The organism is Acinetobacter sp. BSP-28, assembly GCF_044130285.1.
Lineage (GTDB): Bacteria > Pseudomonadota > Gammaproteobacteria > Pseudomonadales > Moraxellaceae > Acinetobacter.
In genome coordinates this window covers 79,046-96,901 of record NZ_JBIQOB010000006.1, presented here as the reverse complement: position 1 = coordinate 96,901, position 17,856 = coordinate 79,046, and the positions used below count along the sequence as shown (strand labels likewise).

15 protein-coding genes and 4 tRNA genes are annotated in these 17,856 nt (G+C 44.1%); 9 read left to right on the top strand and 10 right to left on the bottom strand.

From position 1 onward, the window contains the following. The first annotated feature begins 284 nt into the window (after positions 1-284). From ACE01R_RS06145 to ACE01R_RS06120, 6 genes are read left to right on the top strand one after another with little or no spacing between them, the layout of a single operon-like run. Positions 285-3,122 carry a monovalent cation/H+ antiporter subunit A gene (locus ACE01R_RS06145; RefSeq protein ID WP_395549705.1) on the top strand — a complete coding sequence of 946 codons (2,838 nt, stop codon included), beginning with the start codon at positions 285-287 and terminating at the stop codon, positions 3,120-3,122. A gap of 1 nt (position 3,123) precedes the next feature. Then, positions 3,124-3,489 (top strand): Na+/H+ antiporter subunit C, encoded by a 366-nt coding sequence (locus tag ACE01R_RS06140; protein ID WP_395549704.1) that lies wholly within the window; start codon positions 3,124-3,126, stop codon positions 3,487-3,489. Then, positions 3,489-5,297 carry a monovalent cation/H+ antiporter subunit D gene (locus ACE01R_RS06135; protein ID WP_395549702.1) on the top strand — a complete coding sequence of 603 codons (1,809 nt, stop codon included), beginning with the start codon at positions 3,489-3,491 and terminating at the stop codon, positions 5,295-5,297. The genes ACE01R_RS06140 and ACE01R_RS06135 overlap by 1 nt, the downstream gene beginning before the upstream one ends. 2 nt (positions 5,298-5,299) lie before the next feature. Continuing rightward, positions 5,300-5,821, top strand: a complete 522-nt coding sequence (locus ACE01R_RS06130) for a Na+/H+ antiporter subunit E (RefSeq protein ID WP_395549701.1) — start codon at positions 5,300-5,302, stop codon at positions 5,819-5,821. Further along, positions 5,818-6,093, top strand: a complete 276-nt coding sequence (locus ACE01R_RS06125) for a monovalent cation/H+ antiporter subunit F (protein WP_395549698.1) — start codon at positions 5,818-5,820, stop codon at positions 6,091-6,093. Before ACE01R_RS06130 ends, ACE01R_RS06125 begins: the two co-directional genes overlap by 4 nt. A gap of 11 nt (positions 6,094-6,104) precedes the next feature. Further along, positions 6,105-6,503: a Na+/H+ antiporter subunit G gene (locus tag ACE01R_RS06120; RefSeq protein ID WP_395549697.1), complete on the top strand. Its 399-nt coding sequence runs from the start codon at positions 6,105-6,107 to the stop codon at positions 6,501-6,503. Between the two features lie 143 nt (positions 6,504-6,646). Here the strand turns inward: ACE01R_RS06120 and ACE01R_RS06115 are convergent, their stop codons facing one another. From ACE01R_RS06115 to tpiA, 10 genes are all read right to left on the bottom strand, one after another. Continuing rightward, a complete protein-coding gene (locus tag ACE01R_RS06115) occupies positions 6,647-7,054 on the bottom strand; it encodes a ribosome-binding factor A (protein ID WP_395549696.1) in 408 nt (135 codons plus the stop codon). After that, the gene (gene infB / locus ACE01R_RS06110; RefSeq protein WP_395549695.1) at positions 7,054-9,759 is read right to left on the bottom strand and encodes a translation initiation factor IF-2; all 2,706 of its coding nucleotides are present in this window, start codon (positions 9,757-9,759) and stop codon (positions 7,054-7,056) included. Before infB ends, ACE01R_RS06115 begins: the two co-directional genes overlap by 1 nt. 10 nt (positions 9,760-9,769) lie before the next feature. Next, entirely contained in the window at positions 9,770-11,254 is a 1,485-nt protein-coding gene (gene nusA / locus ACE01R_RS06105) for a transcription termination factor NusA (protein ID WP_395549694.1), read from the bottom strand. Positions 11,255-11,294: 40 nt separating this feature from the next. Next, entirely contained in the window at positions 11,295-11,819 is a 525-nt protein-coding gene (gene rimP / locus ACE01R_RS06100; RefSeq protein WP_395549693.1) for a ribosome maturation factor RimP, read from the bottom strand. Positions 11,820-12,030: 211 nt separating this feature from the next. Next, positions 12,031-12,107: transfer RNA gene (locus ACE01R_RS06095), tRNA-Met, on the bottom strand. Between the two features lie 91 nt (positions 12,108-12,198). Beyond that, positions 12,199-12,275: transfer RNA gene (locus ACE01R_RS06090), tRNA-Met, on the bottom strand. Positions 12,276-12,348: 73 nt separating this feature from the next. Continuing rightward, positions 12,349-12,425: transfer RNA gene (locus ACE01R_RS06085), tRNA-Met, on the bottom strand. Between the two features lie 46 nt (positions 12,426-12,471). Further along, a tRNA-Leu gene (locus tag ACE01R_RS06080) sits at positions 12,472-12,556 on the bottom strand. Between the two features lie 53 nt (positions 12,557-12,609). Continuing rightward, on the bottom strand, positions 12,610-12,939 hold the full coding sequence (gene secG, locus ACE01R_RS06075) for a preprotein translocase subunit SecG (protein WP_092819174.1): 330 nt from the start codon (positions 12,937-12,939) through the stop codon (positions 12,610-12,612). A gap of 13 nt (positions 12,940-12,952) precedes the next feature. Continuing rightward, positions 12,953-13,744: a triose-phosphate isomerase gene (gene tpiA / locus ACE01R_RS06070; RefSeq protein ID WP_395549691.1), complete on the bottom strand. Its 792-nt coding sequence runs from the start codon at positions 13,742-13,744 to the stop codon at positions 12,953-12,955. Between the two features lie 283 nt (positions 13,745-14,027). Here tpiA and pilB point away from each other — a divergent pair, with 283 nt between their 5' ends. The 3 genes from pilB to ACE01R_RS06055 are packed head-to-tail and all read left to right on the top strand — an operon-like array spanning position 14,028 to position 17,854. Continuing rightward, positions 14,028-15,740 carry a type IV-A pilus assembly ATPase PilB gene (gene pilB / locus ACE01R_RS06065; protein ID WP_395549689.1) on the top strand — a complete coding sequence of 571 codons (1,713 nt, stop codon included), beginning with the start codon at positions 14,028-14,030 and terminating at the stop codon, positions 15,738-15,740. A 27-nt stretch (positions 15,741-15,767) separates the two neighbouring features. Continuing rightward, positions 15,768-16,994, top strand: coding sequence for a type II secretion system F family protein (locus tag ACE01R_RS06060; protein WP_395549688.1), 1,227 nt, complete (start codon positions 15,768-15,770; stop codon positions 16,992-16,994). Continuing rightward, on the top strand, positions 16,994-17,854 hold the full coding sequence (locus ACE01R_RS06055; RefSeq protein WP_395549683.1) for a prepilin peptidase: 861 nt from the start codon (positions 16,994-16,996) through the stop codon (positions 17,852-17,854). Before ACE01R_RS06060 ends, ACE01R_RS06055 begins: the two co-directional genes overlap by 1 nt. The last annotated feature ends 2 nt before the right edge of the window (positions 17,855-17,856 follow it).

The following is a 17,856-nucleotide window of genomic DNA, read 5'->3' as shown; positions in this document are numbered from 1 at the left end:
AGGGATTGTTGAGCCATCATTTATGAACTATCAACAACCCCGAGTGTGTGCGCAAAAATAATTGATGTTGTTTTACTCATGCAATAAAATCATGTATATTTGAAGTTTAATAGTAAAATCCGATTTTACTATGACTTTTTTTACAGGTTGCGCAACACAGCTTGTTTTTCATTTTTTAACTCAAACCGGCTTTCAAGATTGAGAAGTTTGGATTGTTCTTTGCATTCCTGTAATCCTTGGAAGATAAGATTCACGCTTAGGTGTTTATAGCCTAACTCACGACTTTGGATATGAGTGTGCTACCGATTATTATTTTGCTACCGTTAGTACTAGGCACAACCCTTGTCTCGTGGCTGAAATTTTCACGCGGGGTGACAGCTTTAGCCGCCATAGGGGTCAGCCTGAGTAGTCTGACCCTGTTACTGATGCAAGCCAAAGATGTGTTTAATGGCGCAACAATCACCCAAACCTGGGCCTGGTTGCCTCAGCTCGGTATCGATTTAAGCTTTCGTCTGGATGCCTTAGGCCTATTATTTTGCTTGCTGATTAGCGGTATCGGAACGCTGATTTATATTTATGCCTATTATTATTTAAGTCCTAGAAATTCTCTGAGCAAACTCTATCTCTTACTGATGCTATTCATGGCCTCCATGCTCGGGATATCACTTTCTAACAATTTAATTTTACTGCTTATTTTTTGGGAACTGACCAGTATTTCCTCCTTTCTGCTGGTCGGCTACTGGAGCAATTACGAAGCTGCACAACGTGGTTCACGTATGGCACTGACAATCACTGGTATGGGTGGTCTGTGTATGCTTGGTGGTTTCATTCTGCTCGGTCAAATGACCGGAACCTATCAGATTGACCAAATTTTGACGATGAAGGATCAAATTCAAAGTCACTCGCTATTTGTTCCAAGCTTGCTGCTCATTTTAATGGGTGCCTTTACCAAAAGTGCCCAGTTTCCGTTTCACTTCTGGCTGCCGAATGCCATGGCTGCACCAACGCCGGTCTCTGCTTATTTGCACTCTGCTACCATGGTGAAAGCCGGAATTTTCCTGCTGGCACGTTTTACACCAATTTTTGTCGGTGCAGCGCTGTATCACAATATCGTGACTTTCGTGGGCTTGTTCACCTTATGTATGGCTGCCTTCTTTGCCATTTTCAAGGAAGATTTAAAAGGCTTGCTGGCATATTCCACCATCAGTCATTTGGGCCTGATTGTGTGTTTACTGGGGATCGGATCACCCTTGGCCGTTGCAGCAGCCATTTTCCATATTATTAACCATGCGACCTTTAAAGCGGCTTTGTTCATGATCGCCGGGATCATTGACCATGAAACCGGAACCCGTGATTTGCGTAAGCTTAGTGGGATCTGGCAATTGCTGCCCTTTACTGCCACCCTAACCATGATCACCGCCGCCTCTATGGCCGGTGTGCCCCTGACCAATGGCTTCCTGTCCAAGGAAATGTTCTTTACTGAACTTCTGGCCAGCCTTTCAGGTCCCGTGCTCATTATTTCTGCCATTCTGGCAACGCTGGCCGGAATTTTTGCCGTGGCTTATTCGGTACGTTTAGTGCATGGGGTATTTTTCGATGGTCCAATTGGTGCAGGGGTACCGAACAGGCAAGCACATGAGCCGCCACTGGGCATGCGCGTACCGGCAATACTGCTGGCAGTTTTATGTATTCTGGTCGGCCTTGTACCTGCGCTGCTGGTGGAAAACATTGTAAATTACACTGCACGTGCCAGCACTCAAATGCCTGACTTTGCCGGTACTCATTTAGCCATCTGGCATGGTTTTAACCTGCCTTTAGTGATGAGTATTGTGGCACTTCTGGGCGGGATCATTTTCTATTTTTCTTTGGCCAAAGGCGGTCGCATTCGGGAAATTGATCTTGATCCTATCTTGGGCAAATTCCAGGGTAGAGTGCTGTTTGATTTATTTTTAAAACATCTATTACTGAGTTCACGCAAGTTCAAACGGCAAACTGAAAATGGTTCACTGCAAAGCTATCTGATGTGGATTGTGCTGTTTAGTGGCGCTTTACTGACTATCCCCTTTATCAATCAAGGCCTGACCACAGGCACACGTGAACTCGTCCATGCTCCAGCAATTGCCATTGTGTTATGGCTGCTCTTGTTCTCAGCCTGCTGGATGATGCTGTGGTTTCACCATGAACGGATTAAGGCCGTGCTGATTAGCGGTGCGGTCGGACTTGTCGTGACCATAGTGTTTGTGACCTTGTCTGCACCTGATCTGGCCCTCACCCAAATCACGGTCGATGTGGTCACGACGGTATTGCTGCTGATGAGCCTGTCCTTACTGCCACAGCTCACTCCTTATGAGTCCAGCGTTTCACGGCGCTGGCGCGATGCCATGATCGCCATTGGAGGCGGTCTGGGAATCGGCTGGATTAGCTGGCTGATGTTGACCCGTGACCACAACTCGATTTCATGGTTTTTCATGCAGCAGTCACTGCCACTCGGTGGTGGCTCCAATGTGGTCAACGTAATTCTGGTCGACTTCCGTGGTTTCGATACCTTTGGGGAGATTACCGTATTGGGTATTGCTGCGATTGGTGCACTGTGTTTAATGGATGGCATGCGTGCTCATGGCACCACCATTACCCAAGGGCTGACATACCGCTTTAATCCTTCTCCGCTGATGTTCCGTATCACCGCATCTTGGGTATTACCTTTGGCACTGGTGGTGAGCCTGTATATCTTCCTGCGTGGCCATAACCTGCCTGGCGGTGGATTTATTGCCGGTCTGATTACCGCTTTGGCTCTGGTGATCCAGTACCTTGCCTTGGGACAAGACCAGGCTGAACAGATGCTCAGAGCCAAATCAGGCCGCTTATATGAAATCTGGATTGGTTCAGGTCTAAGCATTGCAGGACTGACCGGTCTGGGTGCATGGTTCTGGGGACGTCCATTCCTGACCAGTGCGCATGTCTATATCTCGCCACAGGTGTTGGGTGAAATCCATCTGGCTTCAGCGGCATTATTTGATGTCGGGGTTTATGTCACAGTGGTGGGTGCCACCATGTTGATGATTTCAGTCCTGGGTGATTCGCGCCACTCTAGTATGTCTGGTCCAGTATTGAAGGGGGAATAAAATGATTAGTCTAGAATTTTTACTTGCCTCTGCCATTGGCTTACTCGTTGCCACAGGAATTTACCTGATCTTGCGTGCACGTACTTTTCCTGTGGTTTTAGGACTGGCCATGATTGGCTACGCGGTCAATTTATTCCTGTTTGCCATGGGACGAATTCAGGTCAATGCACCCGCCGTACTGACTGAAACAACAAAAGTTACCGATCCTTTACCTCAGGCGCTGGTGTTGACTGCCATTGTGATTGGCTTTGCCACCACGGCCTTTATTGTCCAACTGGCTTTGCGCAGCCGTTATGAAAGCGGTACCGACCACGTCGACTCAAAAGAAGAAATTACCCCGATTGACCCGCGCGAGGATGAGCCTTAATGAATGCCTTCATCCAGTTCTGGACTGAACACACCCCAATATTTAGCGTTTTAATTCCAGCATTTACCGGTTTCTTACTGGTTCTTTTGGGTAATCCCGGCAAAGGTTCATTAGCACATGACTGGCGACAGCCTTGGCGTCGCGGAATTAGCTATGTCTCTTCAATTCTGGGTTTAGGCACTGCCATAGTGTATTTAATCTTCGCCAGCAGTGGACAAATTAGCACCTACAACCTCAGTGAATGGGCGGCACCCTTCGGTATTGTGCTGGTTCTGGATCAGCTTTCTGCCTTGATGCTGGTGCTGACCTATGCCTTGGCAACCCCTATTTTATGGTTTGCCAGTCACGCATGGGATACACAAGGGCGTTATTTCCATGCCATGTTCCATTTTTTACTCATGGGCTTATGCGGCGCATTCCTGACAGGCGACTTATTTAATTTATTCGTATTCTTTGAAATCCTGTTAATGGCCTCTTATGTCCTGCTTCTACATGGACAAGGTAAGGCCCGTTTTCAACTCGGTATTCACTACGTCACCATCAACCTGTTGGCCTCTGCACTGTTCCTGATTGGTCTGGGCATGATCTACGGCAGTGTCGGCAGTTTAAACATGACCGATGTTGCACGTTTAATCCCGCTGCTAGAACCAGATCAGCACACATTGGCTGTTGCAGGCGGCTTGTTGTTATTTGTGGTCTTTGGCATCAAGGCCGCCATGTTGCCGGTAGGTTTTTGGCTACCGAAAACCTATGCTGTTGCCACGACCCCAGTGGCTGCCATTTTCACCATTATGACCAAAGTGGGGATTTATGCCATTCTTAGAGTCAATGGCACTATTTTTGATGACCACTTCAGTCAGGGTATTCTGGCAAACTGGTTGCTTCCGATTGGTTTGATCACGTCTGTTTATGGCGTAATTGGAGCCATTGGCGCGGAGCGTTTGCGCCGTTTTGTCGGTTTTATGATTTTATCTTCGATTGGCACCCTGCTCATTGCCATTTCATTATTTAATACTTTGGCCTGGGCTGCAGGACTGTACTATCTGGTGCATAGTACCATTATTGGCGCTGCCTTTTATCTGCTCTGCGGCTGGATTACCTCACAGCGCGGTACATTCAAAGATCATTTCAACATCGCTCCGAAAATGAAACAGCAAAAAGCGGTGTCCCTCACCTACTTTTTCATCGCCTTAATGATGGCGGGTTTACCGCCTTTTAGTGGCTTTTTAGGCAAGGTTTTTATCTTGCAGGCGACTTCGCATTCCCCTTATCAGGGGGTGATAATTGCCGTAGTGCTGCTGGTGAGCTTACTCAGCATTATTGCCTTTACCCGGGTGGGTTTCATTCTGTTCTGGCGTGCCAGCAAACCTGAAGATCAACCGGAAACCGAAGCGTTTAAAGCATATCAAGCCATACCCAATCATGCCCCGATACGCAATGATAAAACCATTTATCTGCTGTTGTCAGGCTTGGTACTTTATATGGTTTGTGCAAATCCAATTCAGCAATATATGTTCAAAACAGCTGAACAGATACAAAATAATGCTTTGTATGAAGGCGTGATTTTACACCGAGATGATTTGAATCAAGTGATTAGTGTACAGCCTTATAATCCTGAAAATTTACCTGAAACTAAATATGATGGTGAAACGGTTGATCCGAATGCACATCTGATTCCGTATATCATCTCGAAAGAGACTTTAGAAGGTGAGCACATTTCAGAATATAAGCAACGCCAGATCAAGCAGCAGCAAGATCAGCAATCTGTTCATCCGGATGATGCCAAACTCAAGCCTATGGAGCCTTAAGCATGCAAAAAACATCGTTTTGGGACAACTGGCTGCCGCATCCCTTCGTTTCCGTGATTGTTGCCTTAAGCTGGATCATGCTGGCACATAGTCTTGATCCGGCAACCTTGCTGATGGCTTTATTACTGGGCATTGCCATTCCACGTTTAGTCAAACCCTTTATTGGGCATACTCCAAATATTCACTGGATTCTGGCCATAAAATTATTCTTTGTGGTGTTATGGGACATTATTGTTTGTAATATTAAAGTGGCCAAATTGGTCCTTGGCCCAACCCATAAATTGCATCCAAAATGGTTTCGTGTCCCTCTGGAAACCCAGCATGAACAGGTCAATGTTTTACTGGCCCTGATTATTACCACCACACCCGGCACCGTGACTGCCGGGATTGATCATGATCGTGGCGATATTCTGGTTCACGCCTTGAGTACCGATAATGCCGAAGTCGATATTATCGAAATTAAAAATCGTTATGAAAAAGCGCTGATCGAAATCTTTGATGTGGAATTAGGAGAAGATTCATGAGTATTTTGCCTTATGCACTCGGTCTGTGTATGGTCGCAGTCACCATTTCCATGTTTCTTTGCCTGATTCGTATGGTGATCGGCCCATCCATCGTAGACCGGCTTTTAGCACTGGATACCCTGTTTCTGAATGCAACCTGTCTGGTGGTCATTTTAGGCATCTATTGGGCAAGTACCTCTTTATTTGAAGGTGCTTTATTGGTTGCCATGCTTGGATTTGTTTCCACCGCAGCGCTGGCACGCTACTTTACCACTGGCCATGTGGTCGATTAGGAGCAACAGCAATGCAACTTATCATGGAAATCCTGGTTTCAATTTTTTTGTTGATTGGCTCATTCTTCATGCTGGTTGGCGGCATTGGTATGGTTCGTCTGCCCGATTTATTTATGCGCCTGCATGCGCCGACCAAATCCAGTACCCTGGGTCTGGGTAGCTTCCTGATTGCCGCCATGATTTTTTCAGCCTTTCAGGGACGTTTTGGTTTTGCTGAATTGTTACTGACTTTACTGGCATTCATTACTGCACCCGTGTCTGCAAACCTCATGGCACAGGCAGCATTGCATTTACGTTTACGCTCAACCAGTGGTGAAGTACCGGAAGCACTTGATCGCCCCTTACCCTGGCAGCGTACCCGGCGCCGTAATCCCAAAGCAAAAAATGACTCACATGATGATCTAGCCTAAACAAAAACCAGAAGCTTTATTATTTTGTTAGTTGTTTGGCTATTTTCAATTCCGTCTACCTCAATGCCCTGATATCAAGCTTGTTCCAAACAAGATTTCAGCACATAAAAAAGCCACCCGAAGGTGGCTTTTCTTTTTAGTGATTATTCATCATCTTTTTTTGCATCATCAGCTGGAGGTAAATCCTTCACTGCTTCTGCAATCAGACCAAACATATAGTTACCATATGCGTTGGTTTTGTCGTAATGGAAACGCAAACGAGGCGTTATACGTGTCTTGATACGACGACTGAGTTCGTGACGCAAGAAACCAGATGCCTTGTTTAGCACATCAAGTGTTTCCTTGTTCGCCGCTTCACTTTGTTCATCGCCTAGCTCACGCCCCATCACGGTCACATAAACTTCAGCATATCCTAAATCTGGGCTAACTTTCACCGCAGAGATGGTCACCAGACCACCCAAGCGTGGATCTTTCAGCTCCTGGCGAATCAGTTCAGACAACTCGCGCTGAACTGAATCTCCCATACGCTTCAGACGTTGACTACCCGCCATTAAAGACTCCGTTTAATCAATTGAACATCATACACTTCGATCTTGTCTTGTGCCTTGATGTCTTTATAGCCTTTCACCGCAAGACCACATTCCATACCGGCACGAACTTCTTCTACCACTTCTTTATAGCGACGAAGAGATTCAAGCTCACCCTGGAACACCACCACATCATCACGAAGAACACGGATTGGTTTATTACGGTGCAATACACCTTCAAGCACCATACAACCTGCAGCTGCACCGAATTTGCTTGAGTGGAATACTTCACGTACTTCAGCCACACCCAGAATTGTTTCACGATGTTCAGGAGCAAGCTTACCGCTCATTGCTGCTTTCACGTCATCAATCAATTGATAGATGATGCTGTAGTAACGAATGTCGATACCGTCTGCATCGGCTTTTTGACGTGCAGTAGTGTCAGCACGAACGTTAAAGCCAAGAAGTACTGCTTCAGAAGATTCAGCCAGCGTGACGTCAGATTCAGTGATTGCACCAACACCTGAACCAATAATACGTACTTTAACTTCATCAGTTGCCAATTCAGCAAGTGCAACATGTAGAGCTTCTAAAGTACCGCGTACATCAGTTTTGAGTACCACGTTTACGATAGGCACATCTTTTTTGCCCATCGATGCCATGATGTTTTCAAGACGCATTGCACTTTGACGTTCAAGACGTTTTTGACGTTCACGATCCATACGTGCATCGGCAACTTCACGTGCTTTCTTCTCGTCATTTACAACAAGAACTTCGTCACCCGCCATTGGCGCTTCTGGAAGACCCAAGATTTCTACAGGAATTGAAGGACCAGCTGTTTTAATGCGTTGACCGTTTTCATCAACCATCGCACGAACGCGACCGTAAGATGAACCGGCAAGGACAAGATCGCCCACTTTCAATGTACCGTTTTGGACCAGGATAGATGCAACCGCACCACGACCTTTGTCCACACGAGCTTCAATCACCACACCTTGTGCAGCACCTTCTTCAGATGCTTTCAACTCTAACAATTCTGCTTGAATTGAAATCAGATCAAGAAGTTCATCGATCCCTTGACCAGAATGTGCTGAAACCATGGCTACTGGTACATCACCACCCCATTGTTCAGGCACGATTTCTTTGGTGGTCAATTCGTTCAATACGCGATCTGGATCGGCAGATTCTTTATCCATCTTGTTGATTGCAACAATGATTGGTGTACCTGCAGCACGCGCATGGTCAATTGCTTCTGCAGTCTGTGGCATTACACCATCGTCCGCTGCAACAACAAGTACCACGATATCTGTCGCTTTGGCACCGCGTGAACGCATTGAAGTAAATGCTGCGTGTCCCGGAGTGTCAAGGAAAGTAATAATGCCTTTATCGGTTTTGACGTGATAAGCACCGATATGCTGGGTAATACCACCCGCTTCGCCTGCAGCCACTTTGGTACGGCGGATACGGTCAAGAAGCGATGTTTTACCATGGTCAACGTGACCCATAATCGTTACTACAGGAGCACGTGTCGTTTGAGCACCACGTGCTTCTTCAGCTGCTTCAAGTAAGTTGTCTTCAGCTTGAGTATCAGAAACCAATACCGGATTATGGCCCATTTCATCAACAACAAGCGCTGCAATTTCTTGATCAATCGCCTGGTTCTGAGTCACTAACTCACCCATTTTCATAAGTGATTTAATTACTTCGCGAACCTTCACTGCCATTTTCGCAGCTAAGTCAGCTACAACAATGGTTTCACCGATTTCAACATCATAAACTTGTTTTTTAACTGGTTTTTCAAAGCCATGCTTGTTCGCTTGGCTTGTTTTTAAACCGCGTTTATGTGAGTTATCACGGAAAGATTGCTCTTCACCACGACGGCCACCTTTTTTCGGTGCACGTGCACTGGTCGTGTTACCACCACGTTTAATTTCACGGTCTTCTTTCGCAAAAGAATCTTCATAAGCCTGACCAACCAAACCGGCAGCCAGTGGAGAGTCATCAATCACACGAATCGTTGCAGTAGCATCTTCAGAAGAATACTTAGAAGCCATTTGACGCATTTGTTCAAGCGTACGTTGTTGAGCTTCTTCAGCCGATTTACGACGTGCTGCTTCTTCAACTGCTTTTAACTGTGCAGCTTGCGCTTCACGTGCTTTCTTCTGTTCTGGTGTTTCAGTCACTTTAACAGGCTGTTTTACAATCGGCTTGTTATTTGACTTACGTTTTACCACAACCGCTGCTTTTGGTGCTTCTTGCTTAGCAGTTTCTTGCTTAGCAGCAGCACGCATTGCTTCTAAAGCCTGTTTTGCTTTAGATACAGGTTGTTGCTTAGGTTCTTCAGCTTTCGCTGCTGGCTTTTGCTCAGCTTCACGCGAGTTTTGTTCAGCTTGCGCTTTCGCCAAAGCTTCAGCTTTAATTTGTTCCGGATCCGGCTTAACAAATGTATGCTTCTTACGAACTTCTACATTAATTGTTTTCGCCTTACCTGATGTACTGGCCACTTTAGCAGTACTGGTTGTTTTACGTTTCAACGTGATTTTTCCTGCATTCCCATCGTCCTGACCATGAACTTTCTTCAAATGGTTAACGAGGGTATTTTGTTGTTCAGTGGAAATAATATCTTCAGCTTTACGTTGGGGTAAACCTGCGTCACGAACCTGCTCTAGGAGCTTCTCAACGGGGCGATCCACGCTGAGAGCCAACTCTTTAATCGACTTGTCCGTCATATATTTCCTCCTAGTTAAACCATGATTCGCGCGCTTTCATAATAAGTTGACCCGCTTTTTCCGTACCTAAACCTTCAATATCTTCAATATCGTCAGTGGCTTGGTCAGCTAAATCATCTACAGTTACCACACCGCGAGCCGCAAGGGCATATGCGATTTCCTGTGTCATCCCTTGCATTGCAACAAGTTCTGCACTTGGCTCTTGAATGTTTTCTTGTTGTTTTAATGCATCAGCCAATGCAATTTCTTTCGCACGGCTTTGCAATAATTCAACAGTTTCTGCATCCAACTCAATTTCATCAAATGTTTCAGCTGGTACATAAGCAATTTCTTCAAGCGAAGTAAAGCCCATCTCAACCAAAGCCATTGCCAAATCTTCTTCAATATCCAGACGGGTAACAAACATGTCGAGATATTGCTGAGCTTCATTTTGTTGACGTGCGTAGAATTCTTCTTCGAGCATCATATCCAATTTGTAGCCAGTCAATTCAGAGGCTAAACGGACATTTTGACCTTGTGAACCAATAGCACGTGCCAACTGATCGCTTGCTGCGAAAATGATATCTGCACTGTGAACATCTTCATCAATCACAATACTGGATACATCTGCAGGCTCTAGCGCACTGGCGATGTACTGTGCCGGATCATCAGACCACACCACCACATCAATACGTTCACCATTGAGTTCTGACTGTACCGCCTGGATACGTGTACCACGCATACCAATACAAGCACCTACAGGATCAATACGGTGATCGTTGGTTTTCACGGCAATTTTAGCACGAACACCCGGTTGGCGTGCAGCTGCTTTAATTTCAATGATTTCTTCAGAAATTTCAGGAATTTCTTTCTTCATCAATGCAATCAGCATTTCAGGACGTGCACGTGACAATAACAGTTGTGCACCACGACCTTCACGATTCACGCTATATAAAATCGCGTTTACACGTTGTTTAGGACGAAGAATTTCTTTAGGAATCATTTCTTCACGGGCAAGATAAGCTTCAGCATTGTCACCCAAGTCAATAATAAAGCCATCTTTGGTTTGCTTTTTCACTTCACCGTAGATGAGTTCACCAACTTTAGATTCATAGGCATCAGCAACCAGAGCACGTTCAGCTTCACGAATTTTTTGCACAATCACCTGTTTGGCAATTTGCGCAGCAATTCGACCGAAGTCAATCGATTCAACTTCGAGTTCACGAATGTCACCAATGGACCATTTGGCAGGATCGACATCCGAAATTGCATCCTGACATGCAGGCATTTCGTGATCTTCATCAGCCACTACTTCCCATTGACGGAAAGTACGGTAATCACCAGTTTTACGATCGATTTCCACACGTAAACGTGCTTCTTCCGAGTGTGTGCCTTCATAAAATTTCTTTTTAGTCGCAGCAACAAGCGCTTGTTCTAGCGCTTCAAAGATCGCTTCACGAGGTACACCTTTTTCGTTACTAACCGTTTCTACTACGGTAAGAATTTCACGTGCCATAAGTCACCTATTCGTTCAGATTCTTATTTATTTGGATAAATTAATCTTGGTAAATCAAATTTGCTTTGTCGATATTATGACTATCAATTTCAAGGATTTGTTGCTTTTCAACTTCTACTTGAATGAGTTCATTTTCAAGATCAACAGCAATCAGTTTTGCTTGAAATTTACGACGGTTCTCTACAGCACTAATAAGACGTAACGCGATTTGCTGTCCAATATAGGCTGGCATTTGTTCAAGTTGAAAAAATGGACGATCCCAACCTGGAGAAGATACTTCAAGTGAATATTCACCAGAAATTGGATCATGTACATCAAGCATGGCACCCACTTGCTGTGTTACGCGAACACAATCTTGTACGCCGATACCTCGACCCTGCTCTAGTTCGCCTTCTTCATTCATAACAGGCTGTGCATCAGTTTCGCCTGCTTTATCAATATAGATACGCAATAAAGAACGTTTTCCTTGAGGAAGAAATTCGATTCCCCAAAGATCTACATTGCATGCTTGCACTGCAGGAGCGATTAAGTCTTGGAGTGCTTGAGTTTTATTTGATAGCTTCATTTACTCTCGTCATTATGGTGCGATTTAATGGTCGCAGTGACCGGTTCAGACTAACTCAACTATATTAGTAGTGAAACATGACGATTTGACCAATAAATGTCGGACACTACACGATAGCCAATAAAAAAGGGCGTAATCGCCCCTGTTTACACAGAAAAACCAAAGTCCACTGTGCAAAAAGGCCCACCTTTTTGTGAGCCTTTTAGAAACTTGGTAGCGGGAGCTGGATTTGAACCAACGACCTTCGGGTTATGAGCCCGACGAGCTACCAGACTGCTCCATCCCGCATCAACGTGCAAAAATTATATACAATCTGCTGATCATTTTCAATCAAAAACTGTTCAGTGATTGCTTGATTAAGTTGCACCTTAATCAAAAGTGGTAGCGGGAGCTGGATTTGAACCAACGACCTTCGGGTTATGAGCCCGACGAGCTACCAGACTGCTCCATCCCGCAACAACATTGCAAAAAATTAATCTCACCTTAAATACTCAAGGTGCTTATTTTAGTTTGCATCTAAAATAAAGATTGGTAGCGGGAGCTGGATTTGAACCAACGACCTTCGGGTTATGAGCCCGACGAGCTACCAGACTGCTCCATCCCGCATCAACAGATTTGCTGCTTACACCAACCTATGTTCTGGATTATAAGTTGGTGCGGAAGGGGGGACTTGAACCCCCACGCCCGAAGGCACTACCACCTCAAGGTAGCGTGTCTACCAATTCCACCACCACCGCAGCTGTGACGCATTCTAATCGGATCAGACCCAAAAAGAAAGAACTAAATATATTTATTCGCCTGTTTTCGGTGCAACTGGTGAAGTTTCACTCGAATTCGCTGGAGCCGTGGTTGTTGTTTGTACCGATTTTAAGCTATAGGCATCAGTGGTTTGCTTTTTAGCAAACACCGCTAAACTTAGGCTGGTGACAAAAAACAAGGCAGTTAAAATTGCCGTTAAACGTGTTAAAAAATTAGCCGAACCTGAAGCACCAAAGACGGTTGCTGCTCCACCACCACCAAATGATGCACCCGCATCGGCACCCTTACCATGTTGTACTAGAATCAATACAATCATTAAAATGGCTAAGATAATATGTACTACCAGCACAAATGCATGCATGCTGAACTCCTAATTATTTTGTATTTGCAAAAGCCTGAGCAATTTTATAAAAAGACTCTGCATTTAAAGATGCACCACCAACCAGCGCACCATTAATATCTGGACAGGCAGCCAACTCTACTGCATTTTCTGGCTTAACACTACCGCCATATAAAATCGCCATGCTTGCACCCAAAGGTGTAATTTGAGTTAAACCTTCACGAATTTTGGCATGCATCGCCTGTGCATCTTCAGGTGAAGCAGTTTTACCGGTACCAATCGCCCAAATGGGTTCATAAGCTACGATAATATTTTTCCACTGTTCAGCCTGAACAACTGCGGCAATATCACAGATTTGTTGCAATACGACCTGCTCGGCCTGACCATTTTCACGTTGCTCTAGACTTTCACCTACGCAATAAATAATGGTTAATCCTGCATTTAAAGCATTTTTGACTTTTTCATTCAGGATCTGGGCAGTTTCAGCAAAAATTTCTCGACGCTCAGAATGACCAATCAGTACAAAATCAATCTGATGATCTTTCAATAAGTCAGCACTCACCTCACCGGTATATGCTCCCGTACCCGCAATACGAGAAACATCCTGTGCAACAGGATAAATAGAGCGTGCTGAACTTGCCAATTCTGCTTGAACACTGCTCAAAGCCAGCATGGTCGGTGCAACACCCAAATAACAATCTTGTTCTTTAATTTCATTATTTTGCAATAATTTTTTAAAATCTTTCAGCAATGCTTTTGCATCTGCCTGCATTGGGTTCATTTTCCAATTGCCGACAACCCAAGGAGTAATAGCCGAACCCGACATACAGTAACCTATTAAAAACAATTCATTAAACCGCGCACATTCTACACGGAATTCAGGATTTTTCAGAAAATTTTCACATGGCTTTTTGATGCCTTTCTTATTTTTCTTACAACCTATCCTTTTACTCTAAAGAAAAAACTTTATCCTGTAATTACGACTGGTTCAAAGTTTTATCTGATATTAAGTAGATAACAACATTTTAAGATATGGTATTTTTATATAACAAAAGTATAATTCAAAGATACCAATTATAAACAAATTGATTAAGCAGGCATATTAAAGCATGGCAGCATTACAAGGTTCACCAAGATTTACGGGTTTTATTCGGCGTTTAGTCGAAGATGGCTTAGTTTCTGCTGAAAATATGCAGAGTGCAATATTGAATGCAAAAAAAGCCAATCAAGATATCGTGCCTTTTTTAATTGATCAGTTAAAAATTTCATCCCTAGAAATTGCAGAAAAAATTTCGCAAGAGTTTGGAGAGCCTCTTTTTGATTTGAGTGCATATGATTCTGCTCAAATTATCCGAGAAGGGCTGGATGAAAAACTCATTAGCAAACATTGCATTTTGCCCATTTTCAAACGCGGAAATTTACTCTACGTCGCAACCAGCAATCCGACCAATATAGATGCCATGGATGCGATCCGCTTCAGCAGTAAGATGAATATCGAAGCGATTATTGTAGAGCACCAGAAATTACACCAGCTGATTGAACAAAACTTTACCCAGGCAAACAACTTTGAATTTTCTGATGAAGATATCGATCTAGATCTAGAACAAGAAGATTTAAGTCAAAAAGAAGATGAAGATGATGGTCCTCAAGGGGATGAAGCACCGATCGTTAAGTACATCAATAAATTATTAATTGATGCCATTCGTATGGGGGCTTCGGATTTACACTTCGAACCTTATGAAAAATCATATCGTGTGCGTTATCGTATTGATGGTGTGCTGCGTCAAATTGCCAATCCGCCGTTACAGCTGTCCACACGTTTAGCCTCGCGCTTAAAAGTCATGTCGCAGATGGATATTTCTGAAAAACGCTTACCTCAGGATGGCCGGATTAAACTGAAGCTTTCGAAAACCAAAGCCATCGACTTCCGTGTCAACTCCTTACCGACACTGTTTGGGGAAAAACTGGTACTGCGTATTCTGGATCCATCCAGTGCCATGCTGGGGATTGATGCATTGGGCTATGAACCAGAACAAAAAGAACTGTTTATGCAAGCACTGGAAAAACCTCAAGGCATGCTACTGATTACAGGTCCAACCGGTTCCGGTAAAACCGTATCGCTCTATACGGGTTTGAATATCCTGAATCGTGAAGATACCAATATTTCCACAGCTGAAGACCCAGTAGAAATTAACCTGGAAGGGATTAATCAGGTCAATGTGAATGCTAAAGTTGGCTTGACCTTCTCTGCTGCGCTTAAATCATTTTTACGTCAAGATCCAGATATTGTCATGGTCGGGGAGATTCGAGATTTAGAAACTGCAGAAATCGCCGTCAAAGCCGCGCAAACCGGTCATATGGTAATGTCTACCCTTCACACCAACAGTGCACCAGAAACCTTGACGCGTTTACGCAATATGGGCGTTCCATCCTTTAATATTGCGACCTCTGTCAACTTGGTGATTGCACAACGTTTAGCACGTCGTTTATGCTCTCAATGTAAAGAGCCTGCAGATATTCCAGAGCACAGCTTATTAGAAATGGGTTTTACTGAAGAAGATCTGAAGCAGGAAGATTTCCAGGTATATCAACCAGTAGGCTGTTCCGAGTGCCGTGAAGGTTATAAAGGTCGTGTCGGTATTTATGAAGTCATGAAAGTGACCCCTGAAATTTCGAAAATTATTATGGAGGATGGTAATGCACTTGAAATTGCAGCAGCATCTGAAAAATCGGGGTTTAATAATTTAAGACGTTCAGGATTAATTAAGGTTATGCAGGGGGTGACTTCTCTTCAGGAAGTCAATCGTGTAACCAGTGAATAAATGAAAATTTAAAATAAGGATAAACGCATGGCTGTCAAAAAAGCACAGATGATGCCCGTCTTCAGTTATGAAGGTGTTGATCGTAAAGGGGAAAAACTTAAAGGGGAATTACCGGCGCGTAATATGGCACTTGCTAAAGTGACCTTACGCAAGCAAGGCATTACGATTAAACATATTCGAGAAAAACGTAAAAATATTCTCGAAGGCTTCATGAAAAAGAAAGTCACCACCCTGGATATCACGATTTTTACCCGTCAGCTGGCGACCATGATGAAAGCCGGTGTACCACTAGTGCAGAGCTTTGAAATTGTCGCGGAAGGCTTAGAAAATCCGTCCATGCGTGAGGTGGTTTTAGGCATTAAAGGTGAAGTTGAAGGTGGTAATACCTTTGCAGGGGCACTTAAAAAATATCCTCAATATTTTGATAACTTATTTTGCTCACTGGTTGAATCTGGTGAACAGTCAGGTGCTTTGGAAACCATGCTGGATCGCGTTGCCATTTACAAAGAAAAAAGTGAACTTTTAAAGCAAAAAATTAAAAAAGCCATGAAATATCCTATAGCAGTCACGGTAGTTGCTGTTGTCGTTACCATTATTTTGATGGTTAAAGTCGTACCCGTATTCCAAGATCTTTTCGCCTCATTTGGTGCAGACCTACCTGCCTTTACCCAAATGGTTGTGAATATGTCTAATTGGACGCAGAAATATTGGTTTATTCTGATCATTGCAGTTGGTGCCATCATAGCGAGCTTTATGGAAGCCAAAAAACGTAGTCAAAAATTTCGTGATTTTCTTGATAAAGCGGCACTTAAGGCACCTATTTTTGGTGACTTAGTCTATAAAGCCATTATTGCGCGTTATAGCCGGACTTTAGCGACCACTTTTGCTGCCGGCGTTCCATTGATTGATGCATTGGAATCTACTGCTGGTGCAACCAATAACGTGGTCTACGAAAAAGCAGTACTGAAAATTCGCGAAGATGTTGCTACAGGTCAACAGCTACAATTTGCCATGCGTGTGACCAATAAGTTTCCCTCCATGGCTATACAAATGGTCGCCATTGGTGAAGAGTCTGGTGCGCTGGATGCCATGCTAGATAAAGTTGCCACTCATTTTGAAAATGAAGTCGACAATGCAGTAGATGGTTTAACCTCCATGATGGAACCTTTAATTATGGCAGTACTGGGTGTGCTGGTCGGTGGTCTGGTGATTGCCATGTATCTTCCAATCTTCCAAATGGGTGCTGTAATGTAATGCAAGATGTAATTTCTTATTTTATTGCTAACACAACTGCACTCTATATTGCAGTTGGGCTTTTTAGTCTCTGCATCGGCAGTTTTTTAAATGTGGTGATTTACCGCACTCCCAAAATGATGGAACAGGAATGGCGTCAAGACTGCCAATTCTTACTGCATCCTGAACAAGCCATTATTGATGAAACGAAAATCACGCTCAGCAAGCCTGATTCGACCTGTCCAAACTGTCAAACCCCCATTCGCTGGTATCAAAACATTCCTATCATCAGCTGGATTGTTTTGCGGGGCAAATGTGGTGCTTGTAAAAATCCAATCAGTATTCGTTATCCACTTATTGAATTGTTAACTGCAATATGTTCGCTGATCATTGTGGCAGTATTCGGCCCTACCCTGCAGATGCTGTTTGGCCTGATCCTCACCTGGGTACTGATTGCACTCACCTTTATCGACTTTGATACTCAGCTTCTACCGGACCGCTATACCTTAACCCTGGCAGCACTGGGCTTAGGGATCAATAGCTACAGTATTTATACTAGTCCAACTTCTGCCATTTGGGGCTATCTTATTGGTTTCTTGTGTCTTTGGATTGTGTATTACCTGTTTAAGATCATTACTGGCAAGGAAGGTATGGGCTATGGTGACTTTAAACTTCTGGCTGCCTTAGGGGCCTGGATGGGACCATTGATGCTCCCATTGATCGTATTGCTCTCCTCTTTCGTCGGTGCTGTGATTGGTATTATTCTGCTCAAAATACGCAAAGAAAACCAGCCTTTTGCATTTGGCCCTTATATTGCCATTGCCGGGTGGATTGCTTTTATTTGGGGTGAGCAGATTATGAAAATCTATTTAGGACAGTAACT

Coding starts and splice junctions, on each gene's coding strand:
- tpiA (WP_395549691.1), bottom strand. CDS start 13,744: ATGTCGGGTTCGGCTATTACTCCTTGGGTTGTCGGCAATTGGAAAATG.
- ACE01R_RS06135 (WP_395549702.1), top strand. CDS start 3,489: ATGAATGCCTTCATCCAGTTCTGGACTGAACACACCCCAATATTTAGC.
- ACE01R_RS06130 (WP_395549701.1), top strand. CDS start 5,300: ATGCAAAAAACATCGTTTTGGGACAACTGGCTGCCGCATCCCTTCGTT.
- pilB (WP_395549689.1), top strand. CDS start 14,028: ATGGCAGCATTACAAGGTTCACCAAGATTTACGGGTTTTATTCGGCGT.
- ACE01R_RS06060 (WP_395549688.1), top strand. CDS start 15,768: ATGGCTGTCAAAAAAGCACAGATGATGCCCGTCTTCAGTTATGAAGGT.
- secG (WP_092819174.1), bottom strand. CDS start 12,939: ATGCATGCATTTGTGCTGGTAGTACATATTATCTTAGCCATTTTAATG.
- nusA (WP_395549694.1), bottom strand. CDS start 11,254: ATGGCACGTGAAATTCTTACCGTAGTAGAAACGGTTAGTAACGAAAAA.
- ACE01R_RS06115 (WP_395549696.1), bottom strand. CDS start 7,054: ATGGCGGGTAGTCAACGTCTGAAGCGTATGGGAGATTCAGTTCAGCGC.
- rimP (WP_395549693.1), bottom strand. CDS start 11,819: ATGAAGCTATCAAATAAAACTCAAGCACTCCAAGACTTAATCGCTCCT.
- ACE01R_RS06125 (WP_395549698.1), top strand. CDS start 5,818: ATGAGTATTTTGCCTTATGCACTCGGTCTGTGTATGGTCGCAGTCACC.
- ACE01R_RS06055 (WP_395549683.1), top strand. CDS start 16,994: ATGCAAGATGTAATTTCTTATTTTATTGCTAACACAACTGCACTCTAT.
- ACE01R_RS06140 (WP_395549704.1), top strand. CDS start 3,124: ATGATTAGTCTAGAATTTTTACTTGCCTCTGCCATTGGCTTACTCGTT.
- ACE01R_RS06120 (WP_395549697.1), top strand. CDS start 6,105: ATGCAACTTATCATGGAAATCCTGGTTTCAATTTTTTTGTTGATTGGC.
- infB (WP_395549695.1), bottom strand. CDS start 9,759: ATGACGGACAAGTCGATTAAAGAGTTGGCTCTCAGCGTGGATCGCCCC.